Source organism: Spirosoma utsteinense (assembly GCF_014282275.1).
Lineage (GTDB): Bacteria > Bacteroidota > Bacteroidia > Cytophagales > Spirosomataceae > Spirosoma > Spirosoma utsteinense.
This window is the reverse complement of sequence record NZ_VFIA01000036.1, coordinates 1-21,862: the sequence shown is the minus strand read 5'-3', so window position 1 is coordinate 21,862 and position 21,862 is coordinate 1. Positions and strand designations below refer to the sequence as shown.

The following is a 21,862-nucleotide window of genomic DNA, read 5'->3' as shown; positions in this document are numbered from 1 at the left end:
TGAATACGTATCAGGATCGTCAGGAAAGCCAAGTGTATAGCTTACCAGTGTACTGACCTTATCACCTCATTTCAGGTACTGGGTTATTTTGGCAATATCGCCCTTGATCTGATCGGTAAAGTGCGCGAAGGTAACCTCGTAGTTCTGTTGGTTCTGCGTGATCTTCGCACTCTGTTCGGTGATGTCGCCACCAATAGCCGTTAGTCGATTCGTGTTGGCATCGATCTGCTGCTGAATAGCCAATAACTGTTTTGCGAGCGATTCGTTTTCGGTTTGCAGGCGTTTTTGCTCGTTTTGTAATCCCCCCACCCGTTCGGCAACGGCCGCTTCGACACTTTTACCGAAGGCGTCCCGGTCTTTGGTGAGCGCGCCCACATACTGGTTGGCTGTCGTTGTCAGCTTCGACACGTCGGTCGTGCCGGCGAGTGCTTTGAAGCTGGCCCAGGCCGCCTGAAACTGTTTTTCCTCGGTTAAGCCGAGACTGGCCAGGCTTTGCAGCGTTTCCCGGAACTCAAAATAGTCTGGACCCGCTGGATTGTTCTGAGCTAGAACGTCGGCAAAATGCTGGGCAAATTTCGGGTCTACGGCACCAGAAGCCGGGCTGGCAGGTGTGGGATTGGATGCCCCCGTATTGACCGGTATTCGCGGTACAGCCGGGGTTGATGCTCCCGTTGGTGGCGCTCCGGCAGCTGGTTTGCCAGTGGCTGGGGTGCCGGTAGACTCGGTGCCGGACTCTTCCTTGATGAAGAAACCCAGAATTTTACGGCCAATGGATTGATCGGACTCAGGCATGGGTATCAGTCGTTGGTGAAAGACTGAGCAATGTTACGAGGTTCATGCCAAACCCGCAATATTCGTTTTGGCCGAACGGTTGCCGGGACTGACAAATTGCTGTAGGGAATGACGGTTTTACCAGAATAGACAGCGCAATGCTTCAGGAGCCTGCCTGCCCATGAAAAAGCGCTGGCGTCTCTTCGGCAGGAATTCCATCATACGGGATATGGTGTTGGTTGGTTCCCGACTCAATCGCCCGGGAGACCTTGACGTATAAGCGACCAGTCAAGCAAATAAATACCTATTTATGTTTACAATAAATTAATAATGATAACTAAAAATTACAAAATGTATTTAATATTAAGAAAAAGTAAATAATAAATTGGCAAAAAGTTATTTTAGTAAGTAAAAGGTCGTTACTTAGCTAATAACTTTTTGACCGTAACTTGAAAAAAATCTTCGTTAAGGGTCTGGTAGCTGTAGCTAGTTACCTGCCCGCTTCCCTGTGCGCCATTTTTGGCCTGTCAACGGCCCACGGCCAGACAATCTATTATGTATCGACAGCCGGCAACGACGGTAATTCCGGCCGCTCAGGCGATACGCCCTTCCAGACGATAGCCAGGGTAAACAGCTTATTGCTGCAGCCCGGCGATCAGGTATTATTCCGACGAGGTGACACCTTTCGGGGTAGCCTCAAACTACGTCAGTCGGGATCGGCTCCAAAGCCCATCGTGATCGATGCGTATGGATCGGGAAGTAAGCCCGTGCTGGCCGGATCGGTGCCCGTTACCAGCTGGTCCCGTCTCGGCAACAACCTATGGCAGGCGTCCTGTCTGTCCTGTGGCGATCAGGTAACGGGTCTGTACCGCGACAACGTTACGCTCCCGCTGGGTCGATATCCCAATCCAGACGCAGCCAACAAAGGTTATCTTACGGTACAAGCCCATATCGGCAAAACGCAGCTCGTTAGTCAGCAGTCGTTACCAACGAACTGGCAGGGTGGCGAAGCGGTATTCCGCCCGGTGCAATGGATACTGAACCGGGCCCGCATTACCGGACAGATCGGTAACATACTGAATCTGGACGGTTCCGGTTCGTACGACATTACCAATAACTGGGGTTATTTTGTCCAGAACCACCCGGCTACCCTCGATCAGCAGGGGGAGTGGTATTACAACCCGGCCAACAAGACGATCCTGCTCTACGACAATCAGGCAAACCCCAACGATCAGTCGATTACGGCTACCGTAAATGCCGAGGTGGTTCAACTCACGGATGTGTCGTATGTAAGCATTCGAAACCTTCAGATCAAACAGGCCCTATCGACCAGTATGCTGGCTACAAACAGCTCCAATCTGGCTATAACCAATACCGATATTAGTCAATCGGGCGAAGATGGGCTGGTTATTCGGGGCAACGGGAACCAGTTGCTACTAGAAAACAACAGTATCGAAGACATCAACAATAACGGTGTCTACATCGGGAATTATCAGAACGTAACCGTCCGGGGCAACACCATCCGGCGTATTGGCCTTGTTCCGGGTCGGGGCAAGAGCGGAGACGGCACCTACGTTGGATTTCAGTCGACGTCGACGGCTAATACGCTGATTGAAAATAATGTACTGGATAATATTGGCTACAACGCTCTTAATTTCGCGAGCAGCACCGTTGTTCAGCGCAACCAGATCAGCAACTTCTGTGTCACCAAAAGTGACGGCAGCGGATTGTACATCTGGAACGGCAACAAGCAGCCGCAATCCAACATCAGACTGGTGTCGAACATCATTTTCAACGGCATCGGAGCTTCGGAGGGAACGCCTGCCGGAACCTCTTCGGGTGCCCACGGCATTTACCTCGACGACTGTACCACGAACATCGACGTAAGCGATAATACGGTCTACAACTGCCGGGGACTGGGCATATTCCTGCACGGGTCGTCGAACATCAACGTTAGCGGAAACACGGCCTGTAACAACGGCGAGGGCCAACTGGCCATTATGAGTGCCAACGGATGCCAGCCGCGTACCAATACCATCCGAAACAACATACTGGTGAGTTTGCCAGCCAACCAGTTCGATGTGAAGTACGAATCGTATCAGGATGACCTGGGTAGCTACGGCCAGTTCGATAACAACGTATATGCTCGTCCGTTCAATGGACCCAATAAAATACTGGCCGTTTATAACCGGACAATCGGTGCTGCCTATTCGCTCAGCCAGTGGCAGGGCCGGTACGGTATGGATATGACATCGACCGTTTGCCCAATTTCCTACCCGTCTGGTAACCCCGACGACTACATAAAATGCCTCGTTAACCCAACTGCCAATCCGACTACGATTACGTTGAACGGGGTGTACCGTGATGTCCGCAACAAGGGATACAGCAATCAGGTAACGCTTCCGGCATTTGGATCGATCATCCTGCTGAAGGACAACAACCAGACACCGGCGACACTGCGCGAGGCCGATAATCCGGCCAATGCCGTAGCCGGACTGGACTACAGCTACTACGAAGGCAGCTGGCCTAACTTGCCCGATTTCAAGGCGCTCAGCCCCATAAAATCCGGCGTTGTTCAACAACCTGACCTACAGGCGCGTTCCCGGAATGATAACTTTGCTTTCCGCTTTACGGGCTTCATCACCGTACCCGCCGACGGTATCTACACGTTTTTCACCAACTCCGACGATGGCAGCAAGCTATACATTGGCAGTACCGAGGTTGTCAATAACGATGGCGGCCACCCCGTTCAGGAGCGGTCGGGTACCATTGGGCTCAAGGCCGGCCGGCACGCGTTTACCCTGACGTACATGGAAGGGGGAGGAGACGAGTCCCTCCAGGCAAGCTACAGCGGACCGGGACTAAGCAAGCAGGTTATTCCGGCTTCCTCTTTCTGGCGCGTATCGACCGCGGCCGGTTCGCCAGCCACGGCGACGATAAGTAGTGGAACGGGGCTGCGGGCAGACTATTTCAATACCAAAAACCTGAACGGACCGATCGTACTAACCCGGACAGATGCCAGCATCGATATGGACTGGGGTGTGGGCTCACCCGCGCCCGGCAAGGTCAACACGGATAACTTCTCGGTCCGATGGACGGGACGGGTTCAGGCCCCGGTAACAGGCATCTACCTCTTCAAGACGTACACCGACGATGGCATACGGGTTTGGGTGAACGGTACGCTGCTGATCAACGACTGGAACGATCATCCGCCAACAACGAACAAGGGACTGCCTGTTACGTTAGTAGGCGGGCAGTTATACGATATCCGGGTGGAGTATTCCGAAAATGTAGGTGGTGCTTTGTCCAGACTGTACTGGTCATACCCAGGCCAGTCGGAGCAGATTGTACCCCAATACCGGTTATACCCCGCCGTATCGAATGGGCGGGTAGGCGTTGAGACGACTGAGTGGCGTGCTGAGTTGGGGATGCAGGTGTATCCCACACCCGCGCAGCGAACAGTGCAGGTGCGTTATTATGCCGAAGCCGCCGGCGAAGCAATTATAGAACTGGTCAGCATGCGGGCTCAGTCGGTACTGCAGTCGAACCACCCGGTTGCGGCTGGCAACAACCTGATTCAGTTATCCGTAGAGCACCTGATGCGAGGCCCCTATATCCTTGTTTTGACCCGGGGAACGGACCGCCAAACATGTAAAGTATTGCTTACCGACTAATCCTGCAAGCCCGGCTGTCTGACTGCCTATCAGACAGCCGGGCTTCTGGAAACGAACCCGGAACGTTACTGCTGAATGTTGTCCTTTAGCTTATCGGCCATGCGTTTCCGGAATTTCTCCACTTTAGGTGTTGAAACGGTGCTGACATATAGCTCATTGGGGTGCGTGTAATAGTAGCCCTGGTGATAGACCTCAGCGGGGTAGAAAACAGCAAACGGCGCTACCTGCGTCACAATGGGGCTACCATACCTGCCGGATGCGGTCTCCTGCTGAATAATGGTTTCGATGGCTGCTTTTTCGGCGGGTGTCCGATAAAAGGCGATAGAACGGTACTGGGTGCCCACATCGGGACCCTGCCGGTTGAGCGTCGTCGCATCATGACCAATGAAAAACGCCTTGACCAGCGTGTCGAACGAAACGATTTTTGGGTCATAATACACCTGTACGGCTTCGGCATGGCCCGTCTGACCAGCACCCACTTGCTCATAGGTCGGGTTGGCAAGTTCGCCCCCGGCATAGCCCGAAACGACCTCCCGAACTCCCCGCAACGATTCGAACTCGGCTTCGGTACACCAGAAACAACCGGCCGCAAACGTAGCCACGGATTCGCCGGGTTGTAGTGCAGGCAATTTAGCGGGACTGTTGTCTTTAGCGTTTTCGGCCGTATTGCCGGGACGCTGCCGACAGCCGGTGAGCAAGACCAGCAGAAATAAAAACGATGCGAATGATTTCATGCGTTAACAACAGCATAGCCGCTGTGGTGGTTGCATTTGTAGGGTTAACAATCGTTAACTTTGGCATACCACCACCCACGTGGGGGACGCCGATCGAAAATTATGTCGCTGACTACATTAGGACTTGAATTGCCTACCGACCCTCGTTGGGTCGACATTGCCGGAATGAATATCGGGGATATTCTGATCGACCATGCCTGGTGTGAACAGAAAGCGGCTTCGTCGTGTATATCGCTCATCGTGATGTATACCGATAAAGTAACGCTGGTAGAGACATTGACGCCCATCGTAGCGGAGGAGTGGGGGCACTTTCAGCGGGTGCTGAAGGAGTTGCGTAAACGTACTATTCCCTTGGGGCGACAGCGTAAAGATATCTATGTGAATGAACTGCGGGCCAGGCTCCGCCGGTCCATCGGCGATCAGCATGAGCAGATGATGGATAACCTGCTCATCAACGCCCTGATCGAAGCCCGAAGCTGCGAACGGTTTAAACTGCTGGCTACTCATATTGCCGACGAGAGTCTGCGTAAATTCTACCACGAACTGATGGTATCCGAAGCGGGACACTACCGGGCGTTCATCGAACTGGCCGAACTGTATGTGCCTGCCGAACGTGTTCGCGCCCGCTGGAAAGAGTTTCTGGCGGTTGAAGCGGATATCATGACTACGATAGACGTTCGGGGCGACCGAATGCACTGATCAGCCGGTAAAAATCCGGTAGTCCGGCAAGCTCATCAATTCATGACAGACACTACCTGCTGGTCAAAGTCTTAGCCCGGAATGGGCGCAGGAACGACGGGCCAACGCGCAAACGGGTCAATGATTTTGTCGCCCGGTTTGGGCAATAGTCGACCATTGGTGGGTTATCTTTACTGATTAACGAACCGACAGGCCCACGCATCGACTGTTGTATTGACCCGGGCGCGCAGCCTACCCAAATGACTTTCCTTCAACAAACAGCCCAACGAATATTCGACAACCACGGTCCCAGCCTGAGCGACGTATGGGTGATTTTGCCCACACGCCGGGCCGTAGCGGTGTTTCTGGAAGAGCTGGCGTCACACTCCGACCGGCCGTTCCTGGCACCCCATGCCCTGGCTGTCGATGACTTCATTACGCAGTCGGCGGGGGTGCAGTTGATCGATTCGGTTAGTCTGCTGTTCGAACTTTACGAGGTATTTCGCGAAATAGACCCGCTTGTCGAGTTCGAGCAGTTTATCGGCTGGGCGTCGATACTGCTGTCCGACTTCGACCGTATCGACCAGTACCTGGTCGAGCCCCACGCCCTGTTCAGCTACCTCACCGCAGCCAAGGCACTGGACCGCTGGCAGGTCGATATGCCGCCATCGGCGCAACCCCTGGTCGAGACGCCCGGTACGGCACGCTATTTTAAGCTCTTTGAAAACCTTCATGCCGCTTATCTAGCCTTACAGAAACGATTGACGGCCCAGGGGCTGGCCTACCGGGGTATGGCTTACCGGCAGCTGGCCGAGAATGTCGAGTCACTGATTCGGGACAATACGGCCTATGAGCGGGTGTATTTTGTTGGGTTCAATGCCCTCAGCGCGGCTGAGGAACGCGTTATCCGGGTGCTGGTAGAAGCGCAGAAAGCCGAACTGATCTGGGACGCCGATCCATATTACCTTGACGACCGGCGACAGGAAGCCGGCGATTTCCTGCGCCGGTACCGCGATAACGGCTGGCTGCTGTCAAAAGACAACAAACAAAATATCCGCGAGAATTTTAACAACCTGCTTGGCACCCAAAAGAACATCCGCGTCGTGGGCGTTCCCAATGCCAGTATGCAGGCGAAGGTGGCGGGGAAGATTTATAAGGAGTGGCAGGAGGAAGGAAATACCCTGACTCCCCCTTCCACCTCCCGAACCGCCATCGTGCTGGCCGACGAGACACTGCTGGTACCGGTATTGTATGCGCTGGATGAAAACGTTACCGACCTGAACGTAACGATGGGGCTGTCGCTGCGGTCGTCACTGCTGTTTACGCTGGTCGATACGCTGTTCGAGATGCAGCGTACCGTTCATGAGTTCCGGACAAAAGACGGTCGTGATCTGCGCATCCCGAAGTTTCACCACCGCCATGTTGTCAAGCTGCTCAACCATCCGTTCGTGAAGCAGTATGAGCGGATCCATGCCTTGCAGTGGCCGGGGGAGGTCACGGAAAAAGGAGAGATCCTGCCACCCGAACCGCTGTTTCAGTGGATTGCAAAGACGATCGTGAAAGAGCAGCGGGTGTACCTGACCGAAAAAGAGATGCTCGAACTGGGTCAGAACGATCCATTGATTCGCACCTTGTTTGCGCGCTGGCCTAATGAGGAGCCGATGAAAGCCATCCGGACCCTGTATAGTCTGATCGACCTGCTGCGGGCCGTATACCGCGATAGTCAGGATGCGATCGAGACCGAGTACCTATACCTGTTCTTTTCCCTCCTGCGCCAACTCGAAACGACTCTGAACCGTCAGGCCGAGTCGGGCAGCCGGGGACCAGACGGGCAGGCTGCCGTGACGGTGCGGAGTTTCAAGCAGTTTTTGTACGAACTGATTCGCCAGACGAGCATTCCCTTTACGAGCGAAGGACGAAGCCAGCTGCAGGTTATGGGTATGCTTGAGACAAGAGCCCTGGATTTTGACCGGATTATCATTCTCTCGGTCAATGAAGGGGTATTACCTCAGTCGCGTAAACTCAATTCACTGATTCCGTTCGACATTGCCGCCGACCCTGTCATTGGCCTGCCGACTTACCGCGAGCAGGAGTCGGTTATGGCCTATCACTTCTACCGCCTGCTCCAGCGGGCCAGCGAGGTCGTGCTGCTCTACACCACCTCGACCGATGCGTACGGGAACAGCAAAGGAGAACCCAGCCGCTTCATCCGGCAAATCGAGCATGAACTGGTGCCCCGGGCGAAAGGCCTCATCCGCATCAGCCACCCGACGGTTCGGTTCGGTCGGCCCGGTGTCGACAAAGTGGCCAACCTCACCGACCTCAGCGTTCCTAAAACAGAGGCTATCCGGGCCGACCTGATGAAACTGCTGACAACGAAAGGACTGTATCCGTCTTACCTGAACCAGTATGTCCGGTGTTCGATGTCGTTCTATTTCAGCCGCATCGTCAACATCAGTGAAGAGGAGGACATGGAGGAGAAAATGGGGGCGGCTGAGTTCGGTAACTGGCTGCACAAAGTGCTGGAACGGCTGGATAAAGAATACCGGCTGCTGAATCTGCCCGTCGATGAACCGTTGGTCATTCAGCTGTTGCAGGAAGAATTTGCCAGTTCGATGCGGGGGCGGGTGATCGAATCAGGCATGAATCTGCTGCTTTATGAACTCGCTCAGAAGCTGATGATCGAGTTTCAGCGGCAGCAAAGCGAACTCAAGGGCCTGACCGTGATTGGCACCGAGCAAACGCTTGAGACCTACCTGACCGTACCCATCGATGGGCAGGACCTGACCGTGCGCATCGCCGGTAAGATCGACCGTATCGAGCGCTTCGGCGACCAGATCCGCATTGTCGATTATAAAACCGGTCGGGTCGACCTGACCGACAAGACACCCAAAGACCTGAGCGATAAATTACTGAATGACGGCAGCGAAGATAAGATGCGGCAGTTGTGGCTGTATCGATACCTCGCCCTGAAAAATATCAGTGATGTTGGCGGACTGCCCCGCGACAAGGCCCGGAAGAACATTTACCCGGCAGAGGGACTACCCGTCGAAGCTGGTTTCTATTCGTTTCGGGATGTCAGTGGCGGGTTCAAATCGAACCCTGTCCGCTTTGGAACCGACGATAGTCCGGCCCAGTATATTGCCGATTCAGAAGACCTGCTGCGAACGATGGTGCAGCAGATGCTCGATATGGAACGGCCGTTTCGGAAAACAGATCAGATCGAAACCTGCCAGTATTGCGACTTTAAAGGCATCTGTGGCCGATAGCGCTAATCGAAATAAAACGCGGGAAAGAAAAAGGCTGGTCGTAGTGCGACCAGCCTTTCCGATTTTGAATACAACCTGAATTGAAAAAAGTAATGTCTGATGCCGGTCTGTCAGATCAGCAAGCGAACCAAAATTGGCAAATAAAAAGAATTAATACAATAATTCGCATAAATATTAATGGGCTTACAAGGTTGTAGACTGGGTTTGTGGGTGAAATGTCAGCTCGTGCCCGTAGCGTTTGCAAACAAGAAGTGTTACCCTCACGTTGACTAAGCATACCCCTACGTCATGAAAATCTTAGTCGTTGAAGATGAGCCCAAAACGCTGCATGCTATCCAGCAGGGATTGGAAGAAAGTCAATTTGAAGTAGACATAGCGTATGATGGATTGATTGCCAAACGGTTGGCGTTGAAAAATGGATATGCCCTTATCATCACGGATGTTATTCTGCCGGGCCTGAATGGCTTTGAACTGGTACGGGAGCTACGGCAGTGTGGCCTGTCAACGCCTGTGCTGCTGCTGACCGCTCTGGGCGAAACTGCCGACAAGATCAGTGGTTTCGACGCGGGGGCCGATCAGTACCTGACCAAACCGTTTCAGTTTGCAGAGCTGCTGGCGCGGGTCCGGTCGCTGACCAAACGGGGTACTATGGTGGCCATGACAGCGCAAACGCTTCGGTATGCGGGTCTGGAAATGAACCTGGACGCCAAGAGCGTTAGCCGCGACGGTCAGCCTGTCGAACTCACCGCCCGCGAATTTGCCCTGCTCGAATACCTTCTTCGCAACCAGGGACGGGTGCTGTCGAAACCCGATATTGCCGAGCATGTCTGGGATCTTAATTTCGACACGGGTACAAACGTCGTGGAAGTGTACATCAATTACCTCCGAAAAAAAATAGACAAGGATTTTCCTCAAAAGCTGATTCATACCCAGTTCGGGATGGGCTACGTGTTGAAAAGCGATGAGTGATCCCCTAAGCGCAGTGCGCTCCAGTGGCTTCTCATCCCTAATCTATCCCGCAACAATGACGATCCGTACGCGCCTGACGATCCGTTTCACGGGCCTGGTCTCGGCCATCCTGGCCCTGACGTTTGCCAGTGTGTATGGATTTTGCTGGTACTATATTTCGTCGGATTTCTACCAGCGACTCGACCGGAAGGCCCATACCTATGGCGAGCTGTTTCTTAAACAGCGGGTGGAGGCAAAGGTGCTTCGGCAGTTCAACCGGTTGCGAAAGGATCAACTGCCCAGTCAGAAAATTACCATTTACGATGCCAGAAATACCCCCATCTTCACCACAAACGATGCCATTCTGGGTATGCCAGCCCGTGAGCTGAATGCCATCGGGGGACAGCGCCGACGGGATTTCCGGTGGCAGCATTACTACGTGACGGGTGTCCGGTATAGCTTGCCCTCGGGGAATTACATCGTGCTGGCCAGTGCAGAAAATGTATATGGCGACGTATTTCTGCGAACCTTGCTTTGGGCATTCGGCGGTTTGTTTCTGCTGATCGTGGGTGTCGTTGCTTTTGCGGGGCGACTTTATGCGGGCGACGCCCTTGAACCCATGCAGCGTATTGAGCACCAGCTGAGCGCTATTTTTCCCGGGACGCTCCATGAACGATTGCGCGTGAGTGGAGAGAACGACGAGCTAAGCCGGCTGTCGGCTACTATCAACCGGCTCCTCGACCGGATCGAAGAGTCGTTTCGGCTACAGCGAATGTTTGTGGCTAACGTATCCCACGAGCTTAAAAACCCCCTTACCCAGATCAACTCCCAGCTGGAAGTGAGCTTGCTGAACCGCCGGGAACCCGAAGCGTATCAGCAAACGATACGGTCGGTGCTCGAAGACGTACAGGACCTGTCGGCGCTGACCCGGGAGCTGCTACAACTCTCGCAGGTGAGCGCAGCCGATGCGGCCGTTCTATTAACAGATTCGGTGCGGGTGGATGAGGTGATCTGGGATGTTCGTCAGGATGTGAGCGCGATCAACGCCCGCTATGATGTGGTGGTCGACCTGGGCGAGCTTCCCGACGATTTCGACGAGCTGACGATAACCGGTAATCTGGCCCTGCTGCGCACGGCGTTGAAAAACCTGACCGAAAATGCCTGTAAATTTTCCTCAAAAGGACGGGCCGTGGTAGCGGTAGGGTTTCAGGAAGAGGTCATTCGGATCAGTATCGAAAACGATGGGCAGTCGATTCCTGAAGCTGACCTGCCTTATATCTTCGAACCTTTTTACCGAGCCCGTCAAACAGCCGACATACGGGGGTATGGCGTTGGGCTGTCGCTGGTTCAGCAGATTGTCCGGCTCCATCGGGGCAGGCTAAGCGTACAATCGGCGGAGGGCGAGCCAACCATCTTTCTGGTGGAGCTTCCCCGCTGATCCGGTTCCAGAACAAGTTCTGTGCTTTTTCTAAGTAAATTCTAAGTTGCTTCTTAAGCGGGTCTAAGTAATAGCCTATAGTTTTGGTCCATGTTTCGAATGATGAGCACGACCGGCCAGCAGCCGGATTCGAGTACCGGGCCGAATCCGCCCCGGCAACCAGACTATTTACTGATCCTGATGATCGGCCTGTTTTTACTGGCCCTGCTCATTGCATTCCTGACCGACGTACCGGCCCTGTTACGGTAGGGACGTGTCGGCCGGCTGTGTTTTCCCCCAGATTCTCACCTAACTATTTATGGAAATACTTAATCTACTAAGCCTGCTCATCGTTATTGCCGCTGCTTTCTCCTACATCAATGTGCGCTTCCTGAAACTGCCCGATTCGATTGGCATCATGATGGTATCGGTCGTGTTCTCGGTGCTATTGCTGTTCATCAATATGTTTCGGCCGGAATGGTTCATGGTAGTGAAGCAGACGGTTCAGCAACTGGACTTTTACGCCATTTTATTCAACGTTATGCTATCCTTCCTGCTGTTTGCGGGAGCGTATCACACCGATGCGGCTAAACTCCGGATCGAACGGCGATCGGTCATTTTATTTTCGCTGGTGGGTGTGACAATCTCTACCTTTCTGGTCGGTACGGGCTTGTATTACGTTGCCGGTTGGGTAGGGTACTCGCTCGGATACCCCCTGTGTCTGCTATTCGGGGCGCTCATCTCACCAACCGATCCGATTGCCGTACTGGGCATCCTGGCCAAGTTTCAGCTACCTGAAAGTGTCAAGCTCAATATTGTGGGCGAGTCGCTCTTTAACGACGGCGTGGGGGTCGTGGTTTTTGCTACGATCTACCAGATCGTCCTCAATGGCGTTGATAGCATCACGCCGGGCGAAATTGTGTGGCTGTTCCTGCAGGAAGCAGTGGGGGGGCTGTTTCTTGGTGTTGTCATTGGCTTTATCATGTACCGGTTGATGCGATCCGTCGATCACTACCAGGTGGAGGTGCTCATTACGCTGGCCGGTGTCATGGGGGGCTATGCGCTGGCTCACTACCTGCATGTGTCGGGACCGCTGGCAATGGTTGTGGCAGGCCTGTTTGTGGGCGCTCCGTCCCGGCAGGATGCCATGAGCGCCATTACCGAGGAATACGTCCACAAGTTCTGGGAGCTGATCGATGTGATTTTAAATGCCGTGCTGTTCGTGCTGATCGGGGTTGAACTGCTGATTATCGATCTGGAGCCGACCTATACATTGATCTGCCTGCTGGCGATAGGAATAGTGCTGTTTTCCCGGTACGTGTCCATTATCATTCCCTACCGCCTGACCCGGAAATGGCTTACCCTCGATGATAAAGCCCCGCTTATGCTAACCTGGGGTGGTTTGCGGGGTGGTATTTCTATCGCCCTGGCGCTGTCGATTGATAGTAGTGTGCCTTACAAAGACCTGATCGTGACCATCACTTATGCTGTCGTACTGGCCTCGGTGATGGGGCAGGGGCTAACTATGGAACGGCTGATCCGCCGACTCTATCCGCCTGATCAAACCCGTGAAGCGGAGGGTATCCGGTGAACGGCGGCTGGTGGCCTGCTGCCTTACCGGGCCCGGCTGTTTTGACCATTCTAAGCCAATTCTAATTTTATCTTAAGCCTGTTCTCATGTTTATACATGAAATTGCCGGTATAAATTTGTTGCAGTGTCAGGCTTTGACTGGCGGTAACAAAAACGAATTTCTTCATAGTTGTTTTGGTAGTTCATAATCCTGTCAGGGCGTCTGGACCACTGGCAGGATTTTTTGCGGTAATCGGGCCTGGCACCCTATTTCAGCACAAAATTATAGGTCAGGGACAGAATTGGAGCTGCGAAGATCTGAAGTTTGTAAGCCTGCGTCTGTCCGCCTTCGGTGCGAAAGAAGACAGAATAGGCGTTTTTTCGTCCATACAGATTGTAGACCGTAAATACCCAGTTGCCCTGCCAGTGCCGGGGGCGCATGCTGGGGTTGTAGATATTCCAGGAGAAATCAAGCCGGTGGTAGTCGGGTAGCCGGGCCTGGTTGCGCTCATTGTAATACGGAAACGGCTGGCCCTGACTAATAACGTATCCTTCTGGGGCGGTGTAGGGGCGTCCGGTGCTATAGGCCAGGGTAAATCCGAACGTATTGTGCTTGTCGGCAACAATACTGACCGATGCGTTGACACTGTGTGGCCGGTCGTAGTTGGCGGGGTACCAGTGGCCGCTATTGATGCGCTCCTGAACGCCCGCCCCCTGGTTGACCTGGTTGAACGTGCGGGCATAGGTATAATTTAGCCAGCCGGTTAGTTCGCCTTTTTTCTTGGTAATCATCGTCTCCACCCCAAAGGCTTTGCTGCGGCCCTGCAACAGCTGCGTCTCGGGATAGGCCTGCAGGAGGAAGTTAGCGCCCGGCTTATAATCGATGATGTGCTGTGTGGCCCGGTAATAGGCTTCAATAGAAAGCTCGTAGGCGTTCTGTTTGATCGTCTGAAAATAGCCGACCGACAGCAATTGGCTGATCTGGGGTTTCGTATTCGCGTCCGATGTTTTCCAGCGGGCCGTGGGCAGGGGTGTCGTTGTGTTGGTGACGACCTGTAAATATTGCCGCATCAGGTTGTAGCCTGCCTTCAGCGACGCATTCGGTCCCAGGGCATACCGGATGCCAAGCCGGGGTTCGAACCCACCATACGTGTTCGATACGGCTCCCGGTCCGTAGCGTGTTGAGTCGATCACCGAGAAGTTGTCTACAGCCTGGCCGGGCGCATACTGCCGCACCAGCGATGGCCCCAGCGACAGGAACCGCGAATAGCGCAGGCCCGCCGAGATGGCCAGATCGTCGCCAATGGCAAACTCATCGTCGGCGTGGAGCGACGTTTCGAGGGCGTTCTCGGTAGGTGTTGTCACAAAGTTGACGCTTGGACTGGAGCCGGGCAGCAGCGTTCCCGGTTCAATGCGGTAGTGCGTGGCATCGACGCCGAACTCGATCTTATGGTTGGTCAACTGGTAGTTCAGGTTCGATTTCGCCTGCCGCTGCAACACCCCCGACCGCAGCGTAACCTTATTGTCGGAGTTAAGCTCGGGCGACAGGATCTGTGGTACGTAGCGGGCATAAACGACCGTTGTTTGCAGGTTCAGCTGGGGCGTCAGCACACGGAGCCAGCGGGCCATGGCGTTGGTTGTCTGATGGTCGTACTGCGTAGCCGTGCCGTTCACGTTGGGCAGATTGCCCAGCAGTTGAGTTTGAAAAAAATCGTAGCTGACATACCCCATCGCTGTCAGGGTATTGCGATTGTTTATTCGCCAGAACGCCTTCACAACGCCATCCCCAAATTTCGCTTTGATGTTATCGAGCCGGCTGGAGGCCAGGGGTAGCAGGAAGTCGTTAAAGGCACCCCGACCGGCAACGAGCAAGCCGAATTTCCCCTTGACGATCGGAATCTCGGCCATGAGTCGGTTCGACACCAGACTTACGCCACCTGTTAACCGGAACTGGTCGAGGCCGGGGTTTTTCAGCGATACGTCGAGCACCGAGGCAACCCGGCCACCAAACCGGGCCGGGACATTGCCTTTGTAAAGGTCTACACCGTTCATGGCATCGGGCGGGAACACCGAAAACAGCCCGAACATATGGGTTGGGTTGAAAATCGGCGTGTCGTCGAGCAGGATCAGCGTCTGATCGGTGGTGCCGCCCCGTATGTTGACCCCGTTGGCCGCTTCGCCCACACTCGTTACGCCCGGCAGCATTTGCAGGCCCCGTAAGAGATCCACTTCGCCGAGTGCTGCCGGTAGCCGTTGCAGGGTGGTGATGTTGATCTGGCTCACGCCGAGCAGCGGTTGGCGAACAGTACGGTCGAACCCTTTGCTGGTTACGATCACCTCCTCCAGCTGGTTGGATACGGTGACCATCAGGGCGTCGACTGTTGTCTGGTCGTCGGTCAAATCCAGGTTCTGGCGAAACGGAACGTAGCCAACGCTGCGAAATACGATACTGTGATTACCGATGGGTAGCCTGATGGAATAATGGCCATTGGCATCGGTGGTGGTGCCGGTCAGTGACTTGCGGAAGTCGACCACAACGGATACGCCCACCATTGGCTGATTGCTCACCGAATCGCGAACGGTTCCCTGTAGCGTAACCACTACCTGAGCCTGGGCAGCAGACGTCAGTGCAAACAGCAAAAGAAACTGTACCAATCGATTCATAGGAAGGTTGAAAAACGGATGACACTACCAGCCCGGCGGCACGAGATCCGTGCGGGTCCGGCTGGGGATACAAAAGGCCGACGGTACGCCTGCCCCCACCGAACCACCCCCACGGGACGATTCTACATTGGGCGGGCGTCGGTTGACAGCATAGAAAAGGCCCCGGAACGAGCCGGTCGTCACATTTTTCCGGTTGATCTTATAGGGAAGTGCCGCTACCGAGGCTGCCGAGAAATAGCCCACTACGTTCTCGCTGGCATTGGTCAGGTTACGTACGTTGCCCACGGTAGGGGCTGGGGGCGTGTCGGCCAGCGTCCCCGTATTCTGGGTTTGATCGGCAAACAGCTTGTAGTAGCGGTAGGCGTTGGGCGAAAGAGAGAGTTGTTCGATGACCAGCAAAGCCTGATCGCGCTGATAGATGGGGATGCTGGCCACTTTACGGCCCATCTGTAACCGACCGTTGGCGTAGATATCAGCAAAGGTGTTAACGCCGGTGCTGTAGAAGATATCCCAGCAAAGGCCCCGGCAGGGATAATCGAACAGATTAAAGACACTCAGCGTCGTATCCCGGACGCAGCCCAGCACGTTGACGGGACCGCTGCCTACGGGACCAAGGTCCACGAGCGTGTACCGTCCCTGTTCGCAGGTGGCACACCACAGCTGCGATTCGTAGAGCCGCCAGCGCCAGAGGTAGAAATTGGTCTGATTGGGCGGGTCCTGAAAATCGATATAAACATCGTTGGTTGGCACCGGTGGGCTATCGGCCGTTGTCTGGATGCCCTGTTCATTGAACTCGTCGTAAGCGCGTAAGACCGGCGGCACCGACGCCATTGTCTCTACCGATGATTCATAGGCTACGCCCGTTTCGGTTCGGAAATAAAGCTGATACGTGCTGCCTGTCTGCCCCCGGAAACCAGCGGGAAACTGGTATAGGCCAGGCTGAACTTCGGTCAGGCGTAGCGACGATGTACCATTGACCGTGACCGTAACAGCCGCTCGCTGAATGGGTAAACTGGTTATGCTGTCGCGGCTGGACCGCGAGCGGCTAAGGCTGATCGTCTGTATGCCGGGCAGATCGGTTACGATTCCTTCCACCACAATCAGGTCGGTATTGGCCGATAGTTCCGGATCATAGGCGTCTACGCAGGCATACAGAGCAGCCAGCAAGCCCAAAAAGAGAAGGAGCGATTTGATGCTATATCTAGTCATGTATGTGTCACGTCACTGACCGGCCCCGCTGATAGATGGGTAGCGACCTGTCATTAGAGTCGTCTGCGCCAGCACGGGACTGGAAATGATAATACCCTTTGTTTTGAATACCCACCGTTGTTTACCCGTTAGTGCGTCGAGGGCATAGACATTAAAGTCATTACTGCCGATATAGACTGTTCTGCCGGTTACGGCGGGGGTGGAGTATATGTCATAGTTGGTAGTGAACGACCAGCGCTGGTTGCCCGTTGCCGCGTCGAGGGCGTAGAGCGTATGGTCCCGGCTGGCAATGTAGACAAAGCCGTTGGCAACCACCGGGCTGGCGTAGACGACCCCGCCCGTTTTGAATGACCAGCGCTGGCTGCCCGTTGCCGCATCGATCGCATACAGGTTGCCGTCGGTACTGCCTGCATAAACCCGCCCGTCAGCGACCACCGGGCTGGAGTCGACCGACGCCCCTGTTTTAAACGCCCATCGCTGTTTGCCGGTGACAGCATCGATGGCGTACAGCCGGGAATCCTGACTGCCTATATACACTACCCCATCGGCCACTACCGGGCTGGACAGGATGTAACTGCTCGTGCTGAACAGCCAGCGTGGGTTGCCTGAAGCCGCGTCGATGGCGTATAGCTTCCCATCCTGCCCACCGATATAAACCAGCCCGTTAGCTACCGCCGGGCTGGAATAGAGACCAAAATCGGTAGTAAAACGCCAGAGCAGGTCACCTGTTTCGGCATTGATGGCGTATAATTTTCCATCCTGACAGCCAACGTAGACGATGCCATCGACGACCACCGGACTGGAAAATACATAGGCCCCCAGCCGGAAGCTCCACCGTCGGGTGCCGGTTGTGGCGTCAATGGCATAGAGGTTGAAGTCGTTACTGCCAACGTAGACCAACCCGTAGGCAACCACCGGGCTGGACTGAATTGAGGTGTCGGCCCGGAAGGCCCACCGCTGAGTGCCTGTTGTCGTATCGATGGCATACAGGTACGTATCGAAGCTACCTACATACACTACGGGCAGCATAACGGTAACGGCGGCAGGGGGAGTGACCGTTACCGAACGGGGTGGCGTCGTGGGTGCTGGCGAAAACTCATCCGTTTGGCGGCAACCGGCCAGTTGACTACTCAGCATGACGGTGAGCAGAAGGGCCCCACCAGCAGAAAACCACCGGCTGCCGCCCCAACTTAAGGTGCTCATGAGATCCGAATACGTAATCATCGTGCTTGAGTAAGCATACTGATTCGCCAAATGGTTTGGCCGAACAAGACCTAATAAGATTGTATGTAGATAGGACTACTCAAGTTTTGGATGAACGGTATGGGGAGAAACGAAGGTTATGGCTCAGGCTCCTTATACCGACAGCGGTACAAAATGTTTCTGGTTCAGCGGCAGGTTAGCGGCCGTCCAGTCGACATCGCGAACGAACGCCGACGCCCGCACGGGACAGTCGGCCACGCGGCAGTAGTGGCAGCATTCCTTCATACAGGGATCGGTATGGACGAAGATTTCAACTTCGCCTTTGAATCCATCTTTGAGGGTATTCTCGAAGTGATGGACTTCGTCATGAACCCGGCTCAGTTCCCAGTAATAGGGGAGAGTGAGGTGGCAGTCGATGTGCAGATCGGACCCGTATTTCTGAACCCGCAGGTTATGTACATCGATCCAGTTATGGTCTTTATGAACGTTCAGCAGCGTAACTACCCGGTCGAGGGTCGGCGCGTCGGTTTCGTCCATGAGCCGTGCCACCGACTGGCGGGTGATCTGAAAACCGTTATAAATGATAATGACCGACAGCAGCAGTGACAGCGCACTATCGATCCAGCGCTGGCCCGTCATCGCTACGAGCCCTACGCCTACCATGACGATGATACTGCTGACGGTGTCGGTGAGCAGATGCCGGCCATCGGCGGTGAGGGCCAGTGAATCGGTTTGCCGTCCCGACCGGATGAGCATCCAGCCCACAAACCCGTTGGCCGCTGCGGTAACGCCAATCAGGGCGAGTCCCCAGTCGAGGTTGTCCAGTTCGCGGGGTTCGAAGATGCTCAGCACCGCCTGCCAGATAATGACCAGGCCTGCCGACAGGATCATGGCTCCTTCGAAGCCCGACGACAGGAACTCGACTTTGCCGTGGCCGTAAGGGTGATTTTGATCGGGGGGGAGCCCCGCTAGATAGATACTGTAGAAGGCAAACCCGCTGGCGATGACGTTGACGATAGACTCGACGGCATCGGTAAGAATGGCTGTTGAGGACGTTAGAAAGTAGGCTGTGAATTTAATAACCAGCAGAATAAGGCTTAGTCCCAGGGAGACGCCCATCCAGCGGTATTTGATTTGTTGCGGTGTAATCATGGGGTGAAGAAGACGATTGGCGGGCGTCGGCTATCCCCCTTCTCGTCGTCAAAGTTAACCATTCGTAGCCGAAATGTTCGTACTTTCGGCACCATGAACGTGACGAAAAACCCCTGGCAAACGCTTAACTCAGCGGTCAGGTATGAGAATAACTGGCTGACCATCCGGCACGAAGAGGTGCTGACTCCAGCCGGGACACCGGGCATTTATGGTGTCGTTAGTTTTAAAAATAAGGCCGTTGGGGTTATCCCCATCGACGAAGCCGGGAACACCTACCTGGTGGGCCAGTATCGCTATCCCCTGGACGAGTACTCGTGGGAAATACCGGAAGGTGGCTGCCCCCTGGGTACCGATCCCCTCGAATCGGCTAAACGCGAACTCAAAGAAGAGACTGGCCTGGAAGCCACCCAGTGGACCAAAATCGCCCGTATCCATACATCGAACTCAGCTACCGACGAAGAAGGTTTCCTTTACATTGCCGAGGGGCTGGTGCAGGGTGAACACGAGCCCGAAGATACCGAAGACCTGCGCGTCTGGAAGCTGCCCCTTGCCGACGCCGTTGGAATGGTTATGGATAGCCGTATTACCGATGCCCTCAGCGTTAGTGGGTTACTGATGGTAGCTCGTCTGCGGGGTATTTAAACAAATTAGCCGGCAGGGAGTCAGTTGAACAGATACTAACTCGTCTGGCAACTGTCTGGCTCATTTATCAACTCACTAATCAATTTCAGCACCTGTGTTTTTACCTCTTCTGTACGGCTTCCTGGTTGGTGTGGCGTTATGCCTCACGTTTGGAACCGTCTTCTTTGCCCTCATCCAGAACAGTGTCGATAATGGCTTTCGGTCGGGTATGAAAATCGTGTTTGGCGTTGTCGCTGGTGATGCCATATTTATTCTGGCCGCCTTGCTGGGCACGTCGTTCATTCCCAAAGTACAGGGCTTCGAACACCTGATGGCTTTTGTGGGAGTCCTGTTTCTAACGGCTATGGGACTGGTCAATATCCTGAGAGGAACACCCCGTCTGGCTTATCCCAAAACGCGTTTTGGTAATGCCGTTTATTACGTGACGACTGGTTTTTTTCTGAATGCGCTGAACCCCGTTAATTTCATTTCCTGGGTGACTATCGTTGCCTACATCCGGTCGCACCTGCATTACGATGTAGCGCAGCAGTACGGATTCATGGGGGCCAGCCTGCTCGGGGTGTTTGTGACCGAAATGGCACTGGCTTATTATGCCAACCGGCTCAAACGGCTCTTTACGCCCCGTGTCGTTACCATCTTCAACCGAACGACTGGCTTTGTTTTCCTGATTGTGGCGGCCCAGATAGCCTATACACGCCTGTACGAGCCAGTTTCCAGAATGATGGACTGGTAAACCAAACGAATTTTAGGATTACGCCAAATCTGGCATCAAGGAAGCCAACCCCCTGAGGTAGGGATCGCCCTGCGTGACACCCTGCTTCAGGGTCACTTTGTTATAGCCATCGTTCTACCAGCAGATTAATGGTTGCCAGGGTCTGATTAAATGTATAGGGCTTGATCAGAAACTCATCGGCTCCCAGCGCCAGCGCCTTCCGACGATCATCCTCATTGACTGATGCCGTGAATATCACTATCGGCAAGTGCTTGTAAATCGCATGGGTGCGGATTTTGTTCAGAATTTCGAATCCGTTGGAAGGCTCCATAAACAGATCAAGTAAAATGATCCGGGGTAAAACCGGTGCCTTTTGTAAGGTATCGATCAACTCGTTGCCATTCGGTAGAAAGGTAGCAGTAATGGTGGGGGTTATGCGGTCGAAAACCATTTTCATCAGAAATACTATATCCGGATTGTCATCGACTATTAGAATTGGAAAGGTATATTGGTTACACAGGAGGGGTAGGGGTGTTGTTTCGGATGGGTCAGAAGAGACATCAACAAACCAGTACTTGCTTCGAACAAGTTGATTGTATCGGCGGAACAATGTGTTGAACGTATCATCTTTCTGGTTCTCATTCACTCGGTCAATTTCTTTTTCAGATGAGGAAACGGGTGAAACATTGACGGCCACTTGACTAAGCTCACGGTGGAGATTCATAGCTAGACGTGATTTCATATGCAGGAGAGAGTAGAAATAACAGCACTAAATTATCTGAAATGTACTTAGTTTAAAAATAGGTTTGTGAAGATTATTTTCCAGCTACATATACTGTCTCTTGATAGACCATCATAAATCTTGTAAAACATTTAATATGAAAAGTCACCGTAAGTCATTTACTTTCTATTAGTCACCTGGTTCCTGTCAATTTACCGGCTGGTTTATTATGAAAACTGCGCTGTTGAGAAATATGAAAATTCCATTCATATGATAGAAATACAAAAAATAGACTTGTTGCAATGGCATAATTTTGCTTTATGAATCTCTCAATTAAGGCTTTAAAAACTGACCGCCAATGGCGGTCGGCCACCGGTTTAGACCATCAACGCTTCGCTAAATTACTGGGTTGGTTCGAGCAATCCTATCGCCAAATCTACGACAAATCCATTGAAGAGCGACAGGCGGAATGCCCAGATGAACCCGCCCTGAGTACAT

Annotated in this window: 16 protein-coding genes; 9 read left to right on the top strand and 7 right to left on the bottom strand. The window is 53.7% G+C overall.

Annotated elements, in window-relative coordinates:
• Positions 1-66: 66 nt before the first annotated feature.
• Positions 67-792: a hypothetical protein gene (locus FH603_RS22085; protein WP_186740080.1), complete on the bottom strand. Its 726-nt coding sequence runs from the start codon at positions 790-792 to the stop codon at positions 67-69.
• Between the two features lie 428 nt (positions 793-1,220).
• Between FH603_RS22085 and FH603_RS22080 the strand changes: the two genes are divergently transcribed.
• A complete protein-coding gene (locus FH603_RS22080; RefSeq protein WP_235985461.1) occupies positions 1,221-4,445 on the top strand; it encodes a PA14 domain-containing protein in 3,225 nt (1,074 codons plus the stop codon).
• Between the two features lie 65 nt (positions 4,446-4,510).
• Here the strand turns inward: FH603_RS22080 and msrA are convergent, their stop codons facing one another.
• Positions 4,511-5,179 carry a peptide-methionine (S)-S-oxide reductase MsrA gene (msrA, locus tag FH603_RS22075; RefSeq protein WP_186740078.1) on the bottom strand — a complete coding sequence of 223 codons (669 nt, stop codon included), beginning with the start codon at positions 5,177-5,179 and terminating at the stop codon, positions 4,511-4,513.
• 102 nt (positions 5,180-5,281) lie between these two features.
• On the opposite strand from msrA, the gene FH603_RS22070 reads away from it, so the two are divergent.
• The 6 genes from FH603_RS22070 to FH603_RS22045 all read left to right on the top strand — a co-directional run bounded on the left by FH603_RS22070 (position 5,282) and on the right by FH603_RS22045 (position 13,082).
• On the top strand, positions 5,282-5,878 hold the full coding sequence (locus FH603_RS22070) for a MiaE family protein (RefSeq protein ID WP_186740076.1): 597 nt from the start codon (positions 5,282-5,284) through the stop codon (positions 5,876-5,878).
• A gap of 239 nt (positions 5,879-6,117) precedes the next feature.
• Positions 6,118-9,126 carry a PD-(D/E)XK nuclease family protein gene (locus tag FH603_RS22065; protein WP_186740073.1) on the top strand — a complete coding sequence of 1,003 codons (3,009 nt, stop codon included), beginning with the start codon at positions 6,118-6,120 and terminating at the stop codon, positions 9,124-9,126.
• Positions 9,127-9,414: 288 nt separating this feature from the next.
• Positions 9,415-10,095: a response regulator gene (locus FH603_RS22060; RefSeq protein WP_186740071.1), complete on the top strand. Its 681-nt coding sequence runs from the start codon at positions 9,415-9,417 to the stop codon at positions 10,093-10,095.
• 55 nt (positions 10,096-10,150) lie between these two features.
• A complete protein-coding gene (locus tag FH603_RS22055; RefSeq protein ID WP_186740069.1) occupies positions 10,151-11,512 on the top strand; it encodes a sensor histidine kinase in 1,362 nt (453 codons plus the stop codon).
• A gap of 99 nt (positions 11,513-11,611) precedes the next feature.
• Positions 11,612-11,761, top strand: a complete 150-nt coding sequence (locus FH603_RS22050) for a hypothetical protein (protein ID WP_186740067.1) — start codon at positions 11,612-11,614, stop codon at positions 11,759-11,761.
• A gap of 49 nt (positions 11,762-11,810) precedes the next feature.
• A complete protein-coding gene (locus tag FH603_RS22045; protein WP_186740065.1) occupies positions 11,811-13,082 on the top strand; it encodes a cation:proton antiporter in 1,272 nt (423 codons plus the stop codon).
• Positions 13,083-13,328: 246 nt separating this feature from the next.
• Here the strand turns inward: FH603_RS22045 and FH603_RS22040 are convergent, their stop codons facing one another.
• The 4 genes from FH603_RS22040 to FH603_RS22025 form a co-directional block, all read right to left on the bottom strand.
• Positions 13,329-15,725: a TonB-dependent receptor gene (locus tag FH603_RS22040; protein WP_186740063.1), complete on the bottom strand. Its 2,397-nt coding sequence runs from the start codon at positions 15,723-15,725 to the stop codon at positions 13,329-13,331.
• A gap of 24 nt (positions 15,726-15,749) precedes the next feature.
• A complete protein-coding gene (locus FH603_RS22035) occupies positions 15,750-16,934 on the bottom strand; it encodes a DUF4249 domain-containing protein (protein ID WP_186740061.1) in 1,185 nt (394 codons plus the stop codon).
• 12 nt (positions 16,935-16,946) lie between these two features.
• Complete coding sequence (locus FH603_RS22030) at positions 16,947-18,137, bottom strand: beta-alanine-activating enzyme beta-propeller domain-containing protein (RefSeq protein ID WP_186740059.1); 1,191 nt, start codon at positions 18,135-18,137, stop codon at positions 16,947-16,949.
• Positions 18,138-18,290: 153 nt separating this feature from the next.
• On the bottom strand, positions 18,291-19,289 hold the full coding sequence (locus FH603_RS22025; protein WP_186740057.1) for a cation diffusion facilitator family transporter: 999 nt from the start codon (positions 19,287-19,289) through the stop codon (positions 18,291-18,293).
• A gap of 93 nt (positions 19,290-19,382) precedes the next feature.
• Between FH603_RS22025 and FH603_RS22020 the strand changes: the two genes are divergently transcribed.
• Complete coding sequence (locus FH603_RS22020; RefSeq protein ID WP_186740054.1) at positions 19,383-19,931, top strand: NUDIX domain-containing protein; 549 nt, start codon at positions 19,383-19,385, stop codon at positions 19,929-19,931.
• Positions 19,932-20,025: 94 nt separating this feature from the next.
• Positions 20,026-20,664: a LysE family translocator gene (locus FH603_RS22015; RefSeq protein ID WP_186740052.1), complete on the top strand. Its 639-nt coding sequence runs from the start codon at positions 20,026-20,028 to the stop codon at positions 20,662-20,664.
• 100 nt (positions 20,665-20,764) lie between these two features.
• Here the strand turns inward: FH603_RS22015 and FH603_RS22010 are convergent, their stop codons facing one another.
• Complete coding sequence (locus tag FH603_RS22010) at positions 20,765-21,385, bottom strand: response regulator (protein ID WP_186740050.1); 621 nt, start codon at positions 21,383-21,385, stop codon at positions 20,765-20,767.
• Positions 21,386-21,862: the final 477 nt, after the last annotated feature.

Bases quoted from the DNA above. Each gene is read 5' to 3' on its own strand.
- FH603_RS22085 (WP_186740080.1), bottom strand. From the start codon at position 792: ATGCCTGAGTCCGATCAATCCATTGGCCGTAAAATTCTGGGTTTCTTC.
- msrA (WP_186740078.1), bottom strand. From the start codon at position 5,179: ATGAAATCATTCGCATCGTTTTTATTTCTGCTGGTCTTGCTCACCGGC.
- FH603_RS22070 (WP_186740076.1), top strand. From the start codon at position 5,282: ATGTCGCTGACTACATTAGGACTTGAATTGCCTACCGACCCTCGTTGG.
- FH603_RS22065 (WP_186740073.1), top strand. From the start codon at position 6,118: ATGACTTTCCTTCAACAAACAGCCCAACGAATATTCGACAACCACGGT.
- FH603_RS22060 (WP_186740071.1), top strand. From the start codon at position 9,415: ATGAAAATCTTAGTCGTTGAAGATGAGCCCAAAACGCTGCATGCTATC.
- FH603_RS22055 (WP_186740069.1), top strand. From the start codon at position 10,151: ATGACGATCCGTACGCGCCTGACGATCCGTTTCACGGGCCTGGTCTCG.
- FH603_RS22050 (WP_186740067.1), top strand. From the start codon at position 11,612: ATGATGAGCACGACCGGCCAGCAGCCGGATTCGAGTACCGGGCCGAAT.
- FH603_RS22045 (WP_186740065.1), top strand. From the start codon at position 11,811: ATGGAAATACTTAATCTACTAAGCCTGCTCATCGTTATTGCCGCTGCT.
- FH603_RS22040 (WP_186740063.1), bottom strand. From the start codon at position 15,725: ATGAATCGATTGGTACAGTTTCTTTTGCTGTTTGCACTGACGTCTGCT.
- FH603_RS22035 (WP_186740061.1), bottom strand. From the start codon at position 16,934: ATGACTAGATATAGCATCAAATCGCTCCTTCTCTTTTTGGGCTTGCTG.
- FH603_RS22030 (WP_186740059.1), bottom strand. From the start codon at position 18,137: ATGAGCACCTTAAGTTGGGGCGGCAGCCGGTGGTTTTCTGCTGGTGGG.
- FH603_RS22025 (WP_186740057.1), bottom strand. From the start codon at position 19,289: ATGATTACACCGCAACAAATCAAATACCGCTGGATGGGCGTCTCCCTG.
- FH603_RS22020 (WP_186740054.1), top strand. From the start codon at position 19,383: ATGAACGTGACGAAAAACCCCTGGCAAACGCTTAACTCAGCGGTCAGG.
- FH603_RS22010 (WP_186740050.1), bottom strand. From the start codon at position 21,385: ATGAAATCACGTCTAGCTATGAATCTCCACCGTGAGCTTAGTCAAGTG.